This window comes from Arthrobacter sp. MOO21 (genome assembly GCF_057369995.2).
Genome location: NZ_CM170671.2, coordinates 1,037,248 through 1,050,903, shown reverse-complemented (window position 1 = coordinate 1,050,903; position 13,656 = coordinate 1,037,248). Strand labels below are relative to the sequence as shown.

The 13,656-nt window shown below is 67.0% G+C and carries 13 protein-coding genes; 7 read left to right on the top strand and 6 right to left on the bottom strand.

The features are described 5' to 3' along the window. Window positions 1-82: 82 nt before the first annotated feature. From AC2JAJ_RS04720 to AC2JAJ_RS04710, 3 genes are all read left to right on the top strand, one after another. Window positions 83-1,720 (top strand): peptidoglycan DD-metalloendopeptidase family protein, encoded by a 1,638-nt coding sequence (locus tag AC2JAJ_RS04720; RefSeq protein ID WP_501053389.1) that lies wholly within the window; start codon window positions 83-85, stop codon window positions 1,718-1,720. Continuing rightward, on the top strand, window positions 1,656-2,168 hold the full coding sequence (locus AC2JAJ_RS04715) for a glutathione peroxidase (protein ID WP_221385447.1): 513 nt from the start codon (window positions 1,656-1,658) through the stop codon (window positions 2,166-2,168). The genes AC2JAJ_RS04720 and AC2JAJ_RS04715 overlap by 65 nt, the downstream gene beginning before the upstream one ends. 162 nt (window positions 2,169-2,330) lie before the next feature. Beyond that, window positions 2,331-3,260 carry a phosphodiesterase gene (locus tag AC2JAJ_RS04710; protein WP_486414102.1) on the top strand — a complete coding sequence of 310 codons (930 nt, stop codon included), beginning with the start codon at window positions 2,331-2,333 and terminating at the stop codon, window positions 3,258-3,260. A gap of 128 nt (window positions 3,261-3,388) precedes the next feature. Here the strand turns inward: AC2JAJ_RS04710 and AC2JAJ_RS04705 are convergent, their stop codons facing one another. Both AC2JAJ_RS04705 and AC2JAJ_RS04700 read right to left on the bottom strand, forming a co-directional pair. Then, on the bottom strand, window positions 3,389-5,026 hold the full coding sequence (locus AC2JAJ_RS04705; protein ID WP_221385449.1) for a stealth family protein: 1,638 nt from the start codon (window positions 5,024-5,026) through the stop codon (window positions 3,389-3,391). Window positions 5,027-5,130: 104 nt separating this feature from the next. Then, window positions 5,131-6,060 carry a Cof-type HAD-IIB family hydrolase gene (locus AC2JAJ_RS04700; protein ID WP_221385450.1) on the bottom strand — a complete coding sequence of 310 codons (930 nt, stop codon included), beginning with the start codon at window positions 6,058-6,060 and terminating at the stop codon, window positions 5,131-5,133. Between the two features lie 148 nt (window positions 6,061-6,208). On the opposite strand from AC2JAJ_RS04700, the gene AC2JAJ_RS04695 reads away from it, so the two are divergent. Continuing rightward, window positions 6,209-6,508, top strand: a complete 300-nt coding sequence (locus AC2JAJ_RS04695) for a type II toxin-antitoxin system VapB family antitoxin (RefSeq protein WP_221385451.1) — start codon at window positions 6,209-6,211, stop codon at window positions 6,506-6,508. A 10-nt stretch (window positions 6,509-6,518) separates the two neighbouring features. Next, entirely contained in the window at window positions 6,519-7,175 is a 657-nt protein-coding gene (locus tag AC2JAJ_RS04690) for a LytR C-terminal domain-containing protein (RefSeq protein WP_260323456.1), read from the top strand. Between the two features lie 27 nt (window positions 7,176-7,202). Here the strand turns inward: AC2JAJ_RS04690 and AC2JAJ_RS04685 are convergent, their stop codons facing one another. Both AC2JAJ_RS04685 and AC2JAJ_RS04680 read right to left on the bottom strand, forming a co-directional pair. Then, window positions 7,203-7,853, bottom strand: coding sequence for a TetR/AcrR family transcriptional regulator (locus AC2JAJ_RS04685; RefSeq protein ID WP_486414103.1), 651 nt, complete (start codon window positions 7,851-7,853; stop codon window positions 7,203-7,205). A gap of 31 nt (window positions 7,854-7,884) precedes the next feature. After that, window positions 7,885-8,583, bottom strand: a complete 699-nt coding sequence (locus AC2JAJ_RS04680) for a DsbA family oxidoreductase (RefSeq protein ID WP_486414104.1) — start codon at window positions 8,581-8,583, stop codon at window positions 7,885-7,887. A gap of 215 nt (window positions 8,584-8,798) precedes the next feature. Between AC2JAJ_RS04680 and AC2JAJ_RS04675 the strand changes: the two genes are divergently transcribed. Beyond that, entirely contained in the window at window positions 8,799-9,860 is a 1,062-nt protein-coding gene (locus AC2JAJ_RS04675; RefSeq protein WP_486414105.1) for a glycosyltransferase family 4 protein, read from the top strand. A gap of 60 nt (window positions 9,861-9,920) precedes the next feature. Further along, on the top strand, window positions 9,921-12,101 hold the full coding sequence (locus AC2JAJ_RS04670) for an amylo-alpha-1,6-glucosidase (protein ID WP_486414106.1): 2,181 nt from the start codon (window positions 9,921-9,923) through the stop codon (window positions 12,099-12,101). A gap of 3 nt (window positions 12,102-12,104) precedes the next feature. Here the strand turns inward: AC2JAJ_RS04670 and AC2JAJ_RS04665 are convergent, their stop codons facing one another. Both AC2JAJ_RS04665 and AC2JAJ_RS04660 read right to left on the bottom strand, forming a co-directional pair. Next, complete coding sequence (locus tag AC2JAJ_RS04665; RefSeq protein WP_486414107.1) at window positions 12,105-12,638, bottom strand: GNAT family N-acetyltransferase; 534 nt, start codon at window positions 12,636-12,638, stop codon at window positions 12,105-12,107. 14 nt (window positions 12,639-12,652) lie between these two features. Continuing rightward, complete coding sequence (locus AC2JAJ_RS04660; RefSeq protein ID WP_486416739.1) at window positions 12,653-13,612, bottom strand: D-2-hydroxyacid dehydrogenase family protein; 960 nt, start codon at window positions 13,610-13,612, stop codon at window positions 12,653-12,655. Between the last annotated feature and the right edge of the window lie 44 nt (window positions 13,613-13,656).

Here is a 13,656-nt window from a genome sequence, read left to right as displayed (position 1 = left end):
GGGGATGCTGAACCCCTAACGCCCGCAAAAAAACCCGCATTGTGCGGCAGCAGGGTTCACAGGCCTGGGCGCCTGTGGTCCCATGGGACATACCGTCGAGACAACGCGCGGTCAGCCACGTGGTGGAGTCAGTCAATTGGGCAAGCATTGGGCGCCGGGCAGGGGCAAGCCGGAACAGGGTTCTTTCCCCCCTGTTGCGCGTGCAGTGGCCGCCGCGGGCGTGCTGGCCGCATCGGTGGCCGCAGTCAACCTCGCGGCAGGTCCGGAAGGAGCCGGCCAGGCGGCGGGTTCTGTATCCCGCGCCGGAACAAGCCGTGCCGCCGCGGCCCCGGCAGGCGCCACAGCGCAGGAATCAGCCAGCGCCCCGGAATCGAATTTGCTGCAGCCCTCTGAAGCTGCCCCCATGGGATCGGACCAGGTGGGAGCGGGACAGTTGGCGGCGCCCGTCCTGTCCGACCCCCACGCGGTCCTTTCCTTTCCCCACCCGACGGTCGGCACCTTCGGGGATGGCGGATTCCCAGGACTGGCGGTGGGCCCGGCCGGGGTTGGCAGGCCCCCCATCGGGTTCCTGATGGCACCCTTGCAGGTCCTTTACCCGAGTTCGCCGTTCGGATTCCGGATCAGCCCGCTGAGCGGATTTGCGGGAGACTTCCACCTGGGACAGGACTATGCCGCGCCATGCGGGGCCACGGTTTACGCGGCGGATTCGGGCGTCGTCAGGGCGGCGGGCTGGCACCCCTGGGGAGGCGGCAACCGGGTGGAGATTGACCACGGCGATGGCCTCGTCACCACCTACAACCACCTGGAATCGATTGGCGTACGTACGGGTGACAAGGTGCAGGTCGGGCAGGCCATCGCACAGGTGGGTTCCACGGGCTGGTCCACGGGCTGCCATCTGCACTTCGAGACCATCGTCAAGGGCCGGTATACGAATCCCTTGGGCTGGAGCTTCCTCACGCTGCGGGCCGTGGGACAGTTGCTGCCAGACCATATGGTTGCGTACGGGCCCGGTGGAAATTCCCTCTCTGACGGCAGGGTCAGCTGGACCATCCCACTGCCGATGTTGCCGGACGTTGGATCCCGGGCTGTGGATTCCCACATGTGGGATTCGACGGCGGCACCACCTCCGGCGACGGGCATGGCGTTCCCGTCCCCGACGCCCTCGCCCAGCAGTCCGTGGGCGGCTGAGCCGTCGCCGTCGCCCTCGCCAACTGAGCCATCTCCTTCACCCAGCGACCCATGGCCATCGCCCACGCCCACTGAGCCTTCGCCTTCACCAACTGAGCCTTCGCCTTCACCAACTGAGCCGTCCGAGCCGCCGGCGCCTACCACTGAGGAGCCGGCCCCGGCGCCTACCACTGAGGAGCCGGCCCCGGCGCCTACCACTGAGGAACCGGCCCCGGCGCCTACCACTGAGGAACCGGCCCCGTTGCCCACCACTGAGGAACCCGCCCCAGCACCCAGTGAGCCTGCGCCGTTGCCCACCACTGAAGAGCCGGCCCCCGCCCCCGCGCCTATCGAAACGGCCACGCCCATAGAGACAGCCAGCCCCATAGAGACAGCGACGCCCACAGAGACGGTGACCCAAACCGCGCCCAGCCAGGAAACTTCCAGCCCGGACCCGTACGTAGACGCCACGGCAACGAACAGCACGTATGAAGAACCTGCCGGAGACACGACGCTCGTCACCCCTGTACCCGATTCCACTAACACTCAATGACGGCACGGGGACGGAGTTCGGACAGTTCAGGGGAAAGGTGGTGATGGTGGTCAACGTGGCGTCCAACTGTGGATTCACTCCGCAGTACGCAACCCTTGAGTCGCTCTACGCCAGGTTCCGCGACCGCGGCTTCGAGATCCTGGGCGTACCCTGCAACCAGTTCGCGGGGCAGGAGCCCGGTACGGACAGCGAGATCGCCGGGTTCTGCGAGCGCAATTACGGGGTCACATTCCCGCTGACGGCCAAGGCAGATGTGCGGGGGAGGAACCAGCACCCGTTGTACGGCGAGCTTACGAAGTTTAAGGCCGGGCTGCTGCCCGGCCTGGTGAAGTGGAACTTCGAAAAGTTCCTGGTGAGCCGCGACGGCGAGGTGGCGGCAAGGTTTGCCCCGGCAGTGCAACCGGACTCGCCCAAGGTACTGGCAGCGATCGAGGAATTACTCTGCTGATAAAAACGACTACGCCGAATCAAGTATGAATATGCGCAGTTTTACGAACTTTTTCCACATCAGCTCCGGCGATTTACCCCAAGTTTGCCAAATGTCTGATTGGATAAAGATTACTGAAGGGTAGAAGGGAAGAACGGCTTCCCACCGACCACAGAGGCAGCAATGGAGCACATCGAGGCCGAACATCCCCGGCCACGCCACTTCCTACTCCACCTGAGCGACCCCCACTTGTTGGGAGGTGCAGAACCCCTCTACGGAACCGTCGACAGCGAAGCGCGGCTCATCCAGCTCTTTGACGAAGTGAAGGCCTCCGGCGCGCGGCCCGAAGCCGTGATCTTCACCGGAGACCTCGCGGACAAGGGCGACCCCCAGGCCTACGTCAAGCTGCGGGCCATCGTGGAGCCCGCCTGCCGGGACCTGGGTGCAGAGGTCATCTGGGCCATGGGCAACCACGACGACCGCGCCAACTTCCGCATGGGCCTGCTGGACCAGCCCGGCACCGCCGAACCCGTGGACCACAGTTACTTCATCAACGGGCTGCGCGTCATCACCCTGGACACGACTGTTCCGGGCTTCCATCACGGCGAGGTGAGCCCGGAACAGCTGGACTGGCTGGCCCGGCAGCTGGAAACTCCAGCCCCGGACGGCACGATCCTGGCCCTCCACCACCCGCCCGTGCCCTCCGTGCTGGACCTTTCGGTGCTGGTGGAACTGCGGGACCAGGCCTCGCTGGCCGCCGTAGTGCGGAACTCCGACGTCCGGACCATCCTGGCCGGCCACCTGCACTACTCCACCACGGCCATGTTTGCCGGTGTTCCCGTCTCGGTCGCCTCGGCCTCCTGCTACACCCAAGACCTCAATGTCCCGGTCGGAGGTACCCGCGGGCAGGACGGCGGGCAGGCCTTCAACCTGGTGCACGTGTACGAGCACACTATCGTGCACTCCGTGGTTCCGCTCGGCACTTCGCCCACTGTTGGCGAGTACGTGTCACCGGAGGAAACGGCGGCACGCCTGGAAGCTGCGGGGATCCAGATTCCGGAGACCACCAAGCAGCGCGGCGGCGCCCGGCTCGGCGCGCCCACGAGGCGCTAGCGAAACCGGGCGCCAGCGAAAAACAGGCGCCAGTGAAACCGGGCGCCAAACCCGGCGCTGGAGACTAACCACACAGGACAGCGCGGCGCGCCAGGGAGGCGCGCCGCGCTGTTGTGCCGGCGATCAGATTACTTCTCCCAGGGCGCCTTGATCGGGAAGTACTTCTCCAGGAAGTCGGTCACCACTTCGGCGCGCTCGTCGGCACTGACCTCCGGGAAGCTGCCGTCGTTGAGGCAGAAGAAGTCCATGTTCCGCTTGGCCAGCAGCTTGGGCAGGTACTTCAGCCCGGCCCGCATGGTGGTGTCAACGTAGCGGACCTTCGCCGCCGTCTGCGTGACGGCCCGGCCGGTGAGCAGCGCGTAGTAGTGGTAGAAGGAATTGGTGACGGAGATGTTGTCCGCTGCACGGAAGCGGCTGGCGGCCGTCTTCCGGAACTCCTCAGGGAATTCCTCCTCCATCTGGGCCACCAGGCTGCGCCGCAGGGGGGCGGCGGTGTGTTCCAGGTGGCGGGTGGTGATCCGGCCGAACCGGTTCCACAGGAGCTTGCGGTTCACCCGGGCAGCGTTCTCGAAGCCGCTGCGTTCGGCGTCGTTCTCGCCCAGGCCGATCCGGGTCTCCGCCTCGATGAACTTGGTGATGCCGCCGGGGGTGAAGAACATGTCGGGGCTGACGGGACGGCCGAAAAACATGTCGTCGTTGGAGTACAGGAAGTGCTCGGACAGGCCTTCGATGTGGTGCAGCTGGCACTCCACGGCCTGGGAGTTGTGCGTGGGCAGCACGGAGGGGTCGGCGAAGAACTCCTCGCTGCGCACGATGGTGACCGACGGGTGTTCCGCCAGCCAGGCCGGCGCGGGGGAGTCCGTGGCGATGAAGATGCGGCGGATCCAGGGGGCGAACATGTACACGGACCGGAGCGCGTACTTGAGTTCGTTGATCTGCCGGAACCGGGCTTCATGGTCGTCGCCCTCGCCCAGGACCACGCCCTGCTGCTGGGCGCGGCGCGCGGCAATATATTCCGGGGAGCTGCCGTCCACCCAGGAGAACACCAGGTCGATGTCGAAGCTGATATCGCTGGCGTGGTCGGCGAACATGTTCTCGATGGTGGGCCAGGTGTGGCCGTAGCGCTCCACGGTGCCGCGGACGGCGTCCTGCCGCAGCAGGGTGCGGCGGGTCAGGGAGTTCTCGATGGGGAGGATCAGCTGTTCACCTTCGAAGGACCACAGCTCGATCTGGACGCCTGCTGAGGCGCCGAACTCAAAGCCGCCCACCGGTTCCACACGCGGCCGGTAGAGGCGGAAGATGCGTGCCTGCCGGTTGGAGGACAGCTCGCCGTCGGCCACCAGGACGGACGTCTTCTTCTTGGCGTCCACCGTCATGGAATAGAAGGGTTCGTCCCGGCAGGCTTCCACCAGGGCGGCGCGGAGCTTCTTCCGGTCCTTCCAGTCCAGGGCGATGACGGGCCGGTCGTTGTTGCCGCGCACCAACAGGTATGCCAGTTCCGCGTTCACCAGGATGTTGCGCACGAACAGCAGGTCTTCCACCATGGCCTGGTAGGGGGTCCTGGTGTCGTTGATCAGGGCATAGCGGCCTTTGTGCCGCACGACATCGGGGCGGTGCTTCAGGCGCTGCTCAGCGGCCGCCGAGGTGATCTCGGAATGGAATTGTTCCTCTACGGACGCTTGGCCGCCGTAATAGACTTCGTCCTGGACAGGTGCTTCTGTAATGGGATTCTCCGTGCTGGTGGAAGTGTTCATTCTTACCTGCATGATAGTCCTGCCCGGATAACGGCAGGTTTCGGGCGCTGTCCGGGACCAGCCGCAGGTGCCGGCCCACCGGCCGGCATGAGAAACGTGCGACGGCGGGCGGCGGCTTAGATGCCCAGCGCTTCCCGCCAGCCGCGCAGGAAGGCCCCTCCGGCGTCGTCATGGATCACAGAGGCCTCCAGCCCAAGGTCCGCCGCCGTCAGCACCTGGTAAGGCTTGCTGGGCACGCCATCCGCCGGGCGGACGTCCACGTGCTTCACGGCATGGTCGTTGTGGTGCAGCCAGTCGGCCATTGCATAATCCGTGCGGGAATCTCCCACCGTCCGCCAGGCCTGCGGGGTGATGCCCTGCGCGGCCAGCAGTTCCACCGCCCGGCTGGCGCCGAGGTCCTTGCCCAGCCGCACCGACTCAATGTCCGTGGAGATGATGGTGGGGTCCACGCGGTAGTCCACGTCGTCGTCGGAATTCGGTGCGTGGTGGTCCAGCCGGACCACCCCCAGCCCGTGGCGGCCCATCAGCTCCATGGCGTCCGCGTCGAACAGCTTCTGCTCGGCGAGGTACTCGGCGCTGGGCACGCCGATGTGCTGCTCCACGGACACCATGGCCCGCTTGGTTTCATCGAAGAACATGTGGGCCGAGTAGTCCTCCGCCACCAGGCGGCGGATGTCGTCACCGTAAGCGGCCGGCACGGCCAGCTCCCGGTCAACGTGGACCGGGCCGGGGCCGGTGGAGGTGTAGCTGAACCACACGGCGCCCTTTTCGCAGATGGCATGGATGACGGTCCCGGCCGGGATCCCTGCCGCGATCATCGGCTCCATGACCTGCTCGCGGATGAACGCGTCCGAGCGGCCGGTGTTGAAGATGACGGGAATGCCGGCTGCGGCGAGGGCCACGAGGTCCGCAATGATGTCCGGTTTGACGTCCCTGGTCACGGGGCTTGCCACCGGCCCGTCCACATCCAGCAGGAGTGCCAGCGGGGGCGTCGAGGGCAGGCGGGTTCCGGGCGCGGGCACGGCGGGGGACTCGGAGGCTGTCATGGGTCCATTCTGTCAGCAGCAACCGCAGGTGCCCGGTGGGCCATCGCGAAAGCGGCCCTGGATGACGCATGGTCACTGTTTGGCTACAACCTCCGGCGGGCACGCCCTGCTACTTTCCCTGCGGCTGCTCGGTGCCTAGTGTGGCAGGGTGATATTCAAAGCTGTGGGCGAGGGCCGCCCTTACCCCGACCATGGTTACAACACCCCGAAGCAGTGGGCGTCCCTTCCGCCGCGTCCGGTCCGGCTGGACGAACTGGTCACCACCAAGCGGACCCTGGACCTGGAGGCACTGCTCGCCGAGGATTCCACGTTTTTCGGGGACCTGTTCCCGCACGTGGTGCAGTACCGGGGAACGATGTACCTGGAGGACGGACTGCACCGCGCCGTCCGGACCGCCCTGCACCAGCGCACCGCAATCCACGCCCGCGTCCTGGTGCTCGATGGCTAGGCGGCGGCCCATGGATCCGGACATCCTGCACGGCCACCACGTAGTCAGCGGGCCGGAACTGCGGGCGGCCATGGAGGCGGCCCGGGATGCCGATGAAACCGTCCGGGTGCGCCGCCGCGTGCTGCATGGCGTGGTCCTGGTCCTGCTGATCGGCCTGATTGCGGCCGCCATCATCCTGGCGCTCGCCATCATCAACGGGCGGTTCAAGATCCCGGCTGCGGAAACGGCTCCAACGCCGGTCTCATCCTGCCCGGCGTCCATGTTCGACTACACGCCGAACGACAAGATCAACCTCAACGTCTACAACTCCACCAGCCGGCCCGGCCTGGCCCGCACCGTGGCGGACGAGCTCCTGGCACGGAAGTTCGTGGTGGGGGCGGTGGGCAACATCAACGCCGGCTATCGGGGTGCGGCAGCCGTGGTGTCCGGGGCTGCCGGGCAGGCGGCGGCCTTCAGCGTGCAGCGCAATATCCCGGGTTCGGACTACTTCCAGGACGGCCGGACGGACGCCAGCGTCGACCTCATCCTCGCCCATGACTACAAGGCCCTCGTCCCGCCGGAGCTGGTGGACCAGACACCCGGCAAGCTCAGCTGCCCCCGGGAAAGCCGGCGGATAGCGGACAGCGACAAGTGGCCGGTCATGCCGACGGCGGCGCCCACCTCCTGATGCCCTCCGCCCCGCCTGGCTGCGGGCTCAGCCGGCCGCTGCTGGAAGGGGGCCGACCCGGACGGGCCGCCCGCCGGCGTCGAACCTGGCGCCGGCGCCGAGCTGGATGAAGCGCACCGTCCGGGCCACGCGCGCCTCCAGCTCCGACGGCTCGTCGCTGCCCCGGGCCGCGCTTGAGGACAACGTGCCGAGGATCAGCTGCGACTGCTGCCCGACGTCCGCCACGGGCAGGTAGCCCTGCTCCATGCCGTCGCGAAGAATGTCCTGGAGCAGGACGCTGAGCTCGCCCACATGGTCGGACAGTTTGGCAAAGGACGACGGCGACAGCACCGCACCCATGGCAGGTCCCGGGGGGAGGTGGCGGCGGCTGAGGTCCACCACCTGGGCTCGGACGTACAGGGCCAGGCGGTCCACCGGATTCTCCAGCCGGCCCAGCGCGTCGCGAAGGTCGGAGAGGAATTTCTCCGTCTCGTCGAGCGCGTAGGAAATCAGCAGCTCTTCGATGTCCGCGTAGTAGTTGTACACGGCGGTCCGGCCCACGCCCGCGTGCCGCGCCACGTCGGTCATGGTCAGTCCGGGAAGGCCGTGCGAGAACAGCAGCTCGCCGAAAGCGGTCAAGATCCGGCGCTGGGTGCCCGCGCGCTGCTCGGCGTTGCTGGCGGCTGAAATCCTGGGCATACAGACACTTTACCGCGATGTGTCAGTAAACCTAGACGGAACACCCCTCCGGGCCGCATACTTCCGCCTCACCGGAGTTGACCAGCACCAGGGGGTTGGCGTCCTGCCATGCCTGGTTCAGGGCTGCGGTGAAGGTCTGGACGGGCTGCGCGCCGGACAGGCCGAACTTGCGGTCGATGACGAAGAAAGGCACGCCGCTGATGCCCAGGGCCTGGGCCTCACGGAAGTCGTTGCGCACGTCCTCCGCATAGTTGTCCGTGGTGAAGAGCTCCTCCACCTCGCGGGCCGGGAGTCCGAGGTCCTTGCCGAGCGCCGACAGGTAGTCCCGGCTGCCGATGTCCTCGCCGTGCTCGAAGTGGTCGCTCAGCAGGCGTTCCTTGGCTGCGTCCTGCTTCGCGTGTGCGGCGGCAAGATGGATCAGGCGGTGGGCGGTGAAGCTGTTGGCCACCACCACCTTGTCGAAGTGGTAATCCAGGCCTTCGCCCTTGGCCTGCTGGGCCACGTGGTCGAACATCTGCGAGACCTGCTGGGGCGCCATCCCCTTGCGGGTGCTCAGGTACTCCAGTTCGGTGCCGTCGTAGTGCTCCGGCAGGGTGGGGTCCAGCTGGTAGCTGCGCCACACCACCTCGACGGCGTCCCGGTGCGGGAAGTCCGCCAGCGCCGACTCGAAACGGCGCTTTCCAATGAAGCACCAGGGGCAGGCAACGTCAGACCAGATCTCAATCCTCATGGTTTCCATAACCGGCCCCGTCGGGACGCCATTCCTGTGCACGCTATGACATCGGGCACATTGGGTCTTGTCTCGGAGCCGTGGCGTGGTAGATAGTCGGAGCAGAGGTCAAGCAGCGGGCCCTTTCATAGCGGAAGCACCGTGGCAAGAGCGCCCCGGTGGAATTTCTGCCCGGCCAGCTGGGGAGCCAGGCCTGTCACCCTGGGAGGCCAGGAATGCGCATTGGACTGGTTTCGGGACCCTGGATTCCCGTTCCACCTGCAACCTACGGCGGCACTGAAAGAGTGGTGGATACCCTTGCCCGGGGCTTCGCGGCTGCCGGCCACGAGGTGCTGCTCGCAGCCCCAACCGAGAGCGAGTGCCCCGTGCAGCTCGTTCCGAACATGCGGCCGGCCGACTATGACGGACTGGGAACCACCATCTCCGAACTCAGCCACGTCACCAGGGCCTACGACGGGCTGCAGGACGTGGACGTCATCCATGACCACACGCTAACGGGTCCCCTGTACATGCATAGGCCGCCCGGGGTGCCGCTGGCCACCACCATCCACGGCCCCATCAATGCGCAGGCGGCGGACATCTACCGGGCTGTTGCCAGGAACGCGGCCGTGGTGGCGATCTCCCGGGACCAGGCCTCGCATGCGCCCGATGTCCCGGTCACCCGCGTCATCCATCACGGAATGGACCTCTCCCGCGTGCCTGTGGGAACCGGCAGCGGAGGCTACCTGTGCTTCGTGGGCCGGTCATGCCCGGACAAGGGATTGGTGGAGGCCATCACCATCGCCCAGGAGGCCGGGATGCACCTCAAGATTGCGGTCAAGATGCGGGAACCGGAGGAGATCCGCTACTTCCGGGAAGTCATCGAACCCAGGCTGGGACCCAACGAAGACTTCGTGGGCGAGGTGGACGACGCCGCCAAGTACCAGCTGGTGGGCGAGGCCGTGGCCTTCCTGAATCCCATCCAGTGGTCCGAGCCGTTCGGCCTGGTCATGATCGAGGCGCTCGCCACCGGAACGCCGGTGGTCGGCACACGCATAGGCTCCGCCCCGGAGATCGTCAAGCATGGGCGGACGGGGTTCCTGGGAGAGACTGGCGAACTGTCTGCGCTCGTGCCGGCGGCCGCGGAACTGGACCGGGCGGCGTGCCGGAAAGCTGTCGAGGAGCGGTTCACGGCCGACCGCATGGTGGCTGACCACCTGCGGCTCTACAGCGACCTTATTGAAGGCAAGGCGTTTCCGGGGGTTCCGGATGGTGGCCGGGTGCACCAAAATCTATAGAGGCATCAATGCTTCGCCGGAGTCCCCCGGGCAGCATGCCGCCTGAGAAGGGAGTCTCCCATGACCGCCTGGAACGCAGACAACGAAGCCTCCGTGTCCGATTCGGGCTCTGTCACGGTCCTGGAGGGGTCCTCGTTCTGTATCTCGTCCGGCAGCGGCGACATCAGTCCCGAGGGCGGAACGAACGGCGCGTTCTTCCAGGACACCCGCATCGTCTCGCGCTGGGTGCTGCGCATCAACGGCTCGCTCCGGGATCCGCTGTCCGCGCAGCGGCCGCATCCGTTCGAGGCCACGTTCGTGGGTAGGGCCAAGTGGCCCGGCGGCAGGTTCGACAGCCCGCTTGTGGTGCGCCAGGTCCGTCACATCGGGCCGGGCATGCAGGACGACATCACGCTGGAAAACTATGCGGCAGAACCCGTCGAGTGCGACATCGAGCTCCTGGTGGACGCAGACCAGGCGGACCTCTTTGACGTCAAGGGTGGACGCACCACGGGACCCGATGACACCACGCGGAGGCTGGAGGAAGGGCGGCTGGTCATCGAGGCCTTCCGGCATGGCCAGCAGCGGGGATCCGCCGTGGGCGCCCGGGGCGCGGAGGCCAGTACCGACGGGCTCCGCTTCCACGTGACGGTCCCCGCCAGGGGGAAGTGGGCCACCAGCGTCATCGTCGTGCCGCTGGTTAATGGTGAGGCGCCGGAAAAGCCCTTCCGTGAGGGACAGTTGCCACACCACCGTGAAGGCGTGCGCCGGCACCTGGACTGGGAAGAGGGCGTCCCGCGGATCAGCATCGCGGACGCGAGCCTGCAAAACACGCTCAACCGGAGCCAGACCGACCTTGGCGCGCTGCGGATATTCGACGCCCACCACCCCGAGCGCGCTGCGGTAGCGGCCGGTGCACCCTGGTTCATGGCGCTGTTCGGTCGTGACTCGCTGCTGACCTCGTACATGAGCCTGATGGTCAACCCCAACCTTGCGCTCGGCACGCTGCAGACCCTCGCCGGGATCCAGGGAAGGAAAGTGGACCCTGACTCGGAGGAGGAACCCGGGCGCATCCCGCACGAGGTTCGGCTGGGCGTCACCGCCGGGCTCTCCCTGGGCGGCACCGCGTATTACGGCACCGTCGACGCAACACCGCTCTTCGTGGCAACCCTGGGAGAACTGAGCCGCTGGGGACTGTCCCGGGATGCCATCCATGCACTGCTGCCGCACGCGGACCGGGCGCTGGAGTGGATCGAGAAGTACGGCGACAAAGACGGCGACGGATTCGTGGAATATCTTCGCCCCAATGAGCACGGCCTGGTCAACCAGGGCTGGAAGGACTCCTGGGACGGGATCAACTTCGCGGACGGAACCATCGCCGAGGCCCCCATCGCCCTCTGCGAGGTCCAGGCGTACGTCTACGCCGCCTACCTGGGCAGGTCGCTGTTGGCCCATTGGAGCGGCGACTCGGCATTGGAACAGCACTGGGCCGGCAAGGCGGCGGCCTTCAAGGAGGAGTTCAACAAGACATTCTGGCTGCCGGACAAGGGCTACTTTGCCGTGGCGCTGGACAAGGACAAGCGCCCCGTCGACGCACTCACCTCGAACATCGGCCATTGCCTGTGGACGGGCATCGTCGACGAGGACAAGGCCCAGTCCGTGATGGAAAACCTGATGTCGCCCCAAATGTTCACCGGCTGGGGAATCCGTACGCTGGCTTCGGACATGGGCGCGTACAACCCCGTGAGCTACCACAACGGCTCCGTGTGGCCACACGACACGGCGCTGGTGGCCACCGGACTGATGCGTTATGGGTTCGTGGACGAGGCCAGGCGGGTCGCCATGGGCATTTTCGACGCCGCCGAGCACTTCGACGGCCGCCTGCCGGAGCTGTTCTGCGGGTTCGACCGCGGCGAGTTCCCCGGCCCTGTTCCCTATCCCACCGCATGCTCGCCGCAGGCCTGGGCCGCGGCCGCACCGGTGCAGCTTGCGCGGATCCTGCTGCGTTTCGACCCCGTGTTCACCCGTGGGGTGGTGCATTTGGCGCCGATCCTGCCGGAGTCCGTGGGCTCGTTCAGGGCGGAAAACGTCCTGCTGGATACCAGCAGGGTGACCATCAATGCAGCGGGATCGAGCGGCACCATCGAGGGCCTCCCGCCCGGGTTGAAGCTCCTGGCCCAGCCGCGGCCGCCGCTGGCATACCCGGTGGAAGAGGCAGTGGCAGGTTCGGTCATCCGAAGGCTGCACCAACCCGGGACGTGATATTCAGGGCAGGGCACGCTCCAGCACGAAGTCATGTTCCACGGTGCTGCCCAGTTGGAAGGACTTGGTGCCCACCTTGCGGAAGCCCGACTTTTCGTAAAAGCGGATGGCGCGCGCGTTCTGGCTGTTGACACCCAGCCACGCGGCCGCGCCGCCGGCGGCTGCGGCAGCCTGGAGGCTGGCATGCATGAGCTCTGCGGCGGCGCCGAGCCCGTGGTAGTCCGGGTGGACGTAGCACTTGCTGAGCTCCACTGACGGCTGCAGGGTCAGGGCGGACAAAACGTCGGGATCCGATGCGGCACGGTTCACCAGCAGGCTGTACCCGTTGAGCCGGCCGTCGGCGTCGATCACCAGGACGGTGGTCTCCGGGTCGGCGAGGTAGCGCTGGAAGTGCTTTTCGCTGAGCGTGTTGGCCAGGTGCGCCGCAATGTCCGCAGGTGACGACGACGGCGGGCAGGCAAGCGGAAAGGTGACGGCCGCCAGCTCGGCCAGCGGGCCGGCGTCGTCCGCTGTTGCCTGGCGGATGGTGTGGCTCATGCGGCTGCGTCCTGTCAGGCGGTGATGGTGCGGATGGGGGACCCGGCGAGCCAGGCGGAGACGTCCTCCAGCGCGCCGCCGTAAAACTGCCGGTAGCTTTCCTGCGTGACGTAGCCGAGGTGGGGCGAGAGCACCGTATTCGGCGCGGCCAGGAGCGGATGTCCGGCCTGCAGGGGTTCCTGGTCGAACACGTCCAGGGCCGCGCCGCGGATCCACCCCTCGTTCAGCGCCTTGACCAGTGCTTCCTGGTCAACCAGCGGCCCCCGGGCGGTGTTCACCAGGATGCCGTCGGGCCCCAGCAGCCGCAGTTCGGCCTCGCCCACGGTGTTTTCGGAGCGTTCGGACAGCCGCAGGTGGAGGGTGGCGACGTCGGCGACGGTGAACAGTTCCTCCTTGGACACCAGCCGCGCGCCGGCCTCGGCGGCTGCCTCCGCGGTCAGGTTCGCACTCCACGCCACCACGTCCATCCCGAACGCCTGCCCGTAGGCGGCCACCCGGCGCCCGATCTTGCCCAGCCCCACGATGCCCAGGGTTTTCCCGGCCAGTTCGACGCCCACCGTGGACTGCCACGTGCCGGCGCGGAGCGAGTTTTCCTCGGCGGGCAGGTGCCGGGCGGCGGCCAGCAGCAGGGCCCACGTCAGCTCGGGTGCGGCGGTGGGTGAACCGGGCGTCCCGCATACCGTCACACCGTGCTCCGCCGCCGCGGCCACATCAATGGAGGCGTTCGCCATCCCCGTGGTGACCAGCAGTTGGAGGGCCGGCAGTTTCTCGAACACCTCGCGCGGGAAGGCGGTCCGCTCCCGCATCGCGACCACGATCGTCGTGTCCGCCAGCGCCGAAACCAGCGCATCCCGGGAAGTAAAGGGTTCACGGTAGGTGGTGACGGTGACGCCGTCGGCCTCCAGGGAAGCCCAGTCGGCGAAAGCGTGGGCCACGTCCTGGTAGTCGTCAAGGATGGCAAGGCGGTGCGGCATGGCGGGTCCTTCGCGGTGTCCTTCGGCCAGGGTCACGTTCATCG

Excerpts from the sequence above, each read along its gene's own strand:
- AC2JAJ_RS04720 (WP_501053389.1), top strand. The coding sequence starts at position 83 with ATGGGACATACCGTCGAGACAACGCGCGGTCAGCCACGTGGTGGAGTC.
- AC2JAJ_RS04715 (WP_221385447.1), top strand. The coding sequence starts at position 1,656 with ATGAAGAACCTGCCGGAGACACGACGCTCGTCACCCCTGTACCCGATT.
- AC2JAJ_RS04710 (WP_486414102.1), top strand. The coding sequence starts at position 2,331 with ATGGAGCACATCGAGGCCGAACATCCCCGGCCACGCCACTTCCTACTC.
- AC2JAJ_RS04705 (WP_221385449.1), bottom strand. The coding sequence starts at position 5,026 with ATGCAGGTAAGAATGAACACTTCCACCAGCACGGAGAATCCCATTACA.
- AC2JAJ_RS04700 (WP_221385450.1), bottom strand. The coding sequence starts at position 6,060 with ATGACAGCCTCCGAGTCCCCCGCCGTGCCCGCGCCCGGAACCCGCCTG.
- AC2JAJ_RS04690 (WP_260323456.1), top strand. The coding sequence starts at position 6,519 with ATGGATCCGGACATCCTGCACGGCCACCACGTAGTCAGCGGGCCGGAA.
- AC2JAJ_RS04685 (WP_486414103.1), bottom strand. The coding sequence starts at position 7,853 with ATGCCCAGGATTTCAGCCGCCAGCAACGCCGAGCAGCGCGCGGGCACC.
- AC2JAJ_RS04680 (WP_486414104.1), bottom strand. The coding sequence starts at position 8,583 with ATGAGGATTGAGATCTGGTCTGACGTTGCCTGCCCCTGGTGCTTCATT.
- AC2JAJ_RS04675 (WP_486414105.1), top strand. The coding sequence starts at position 8,799 with ATGCGCATTGGACTGGTTTCGGGACCCTGGATTCCCGTTCCACCTGCA.
- AC2JAJ_RS04670 (WP_486414106.1), top strand. The coding sequence starts at position 9,921 with ATGACCGCCTGGAACGCAGACAACGAAGCCTCCGTGTCCGATTCGGGC.
- AC2JAJ_RS04665 (WP_486414107.1), bottom strand. The coding sequence starts at position 12,638 with ATGAGCCACACCATCCGCCAGGCAACAGCGGACGACGCCGGCCCGCTG.
- AC2JAJ_RS04660 (WP_486416739.1), bottom strand. The coding sequence starts at position 13,612 with ATGCCGCACCGCCTTGCCATCCTTGACGACTACCAGGACGTGGCCCAC.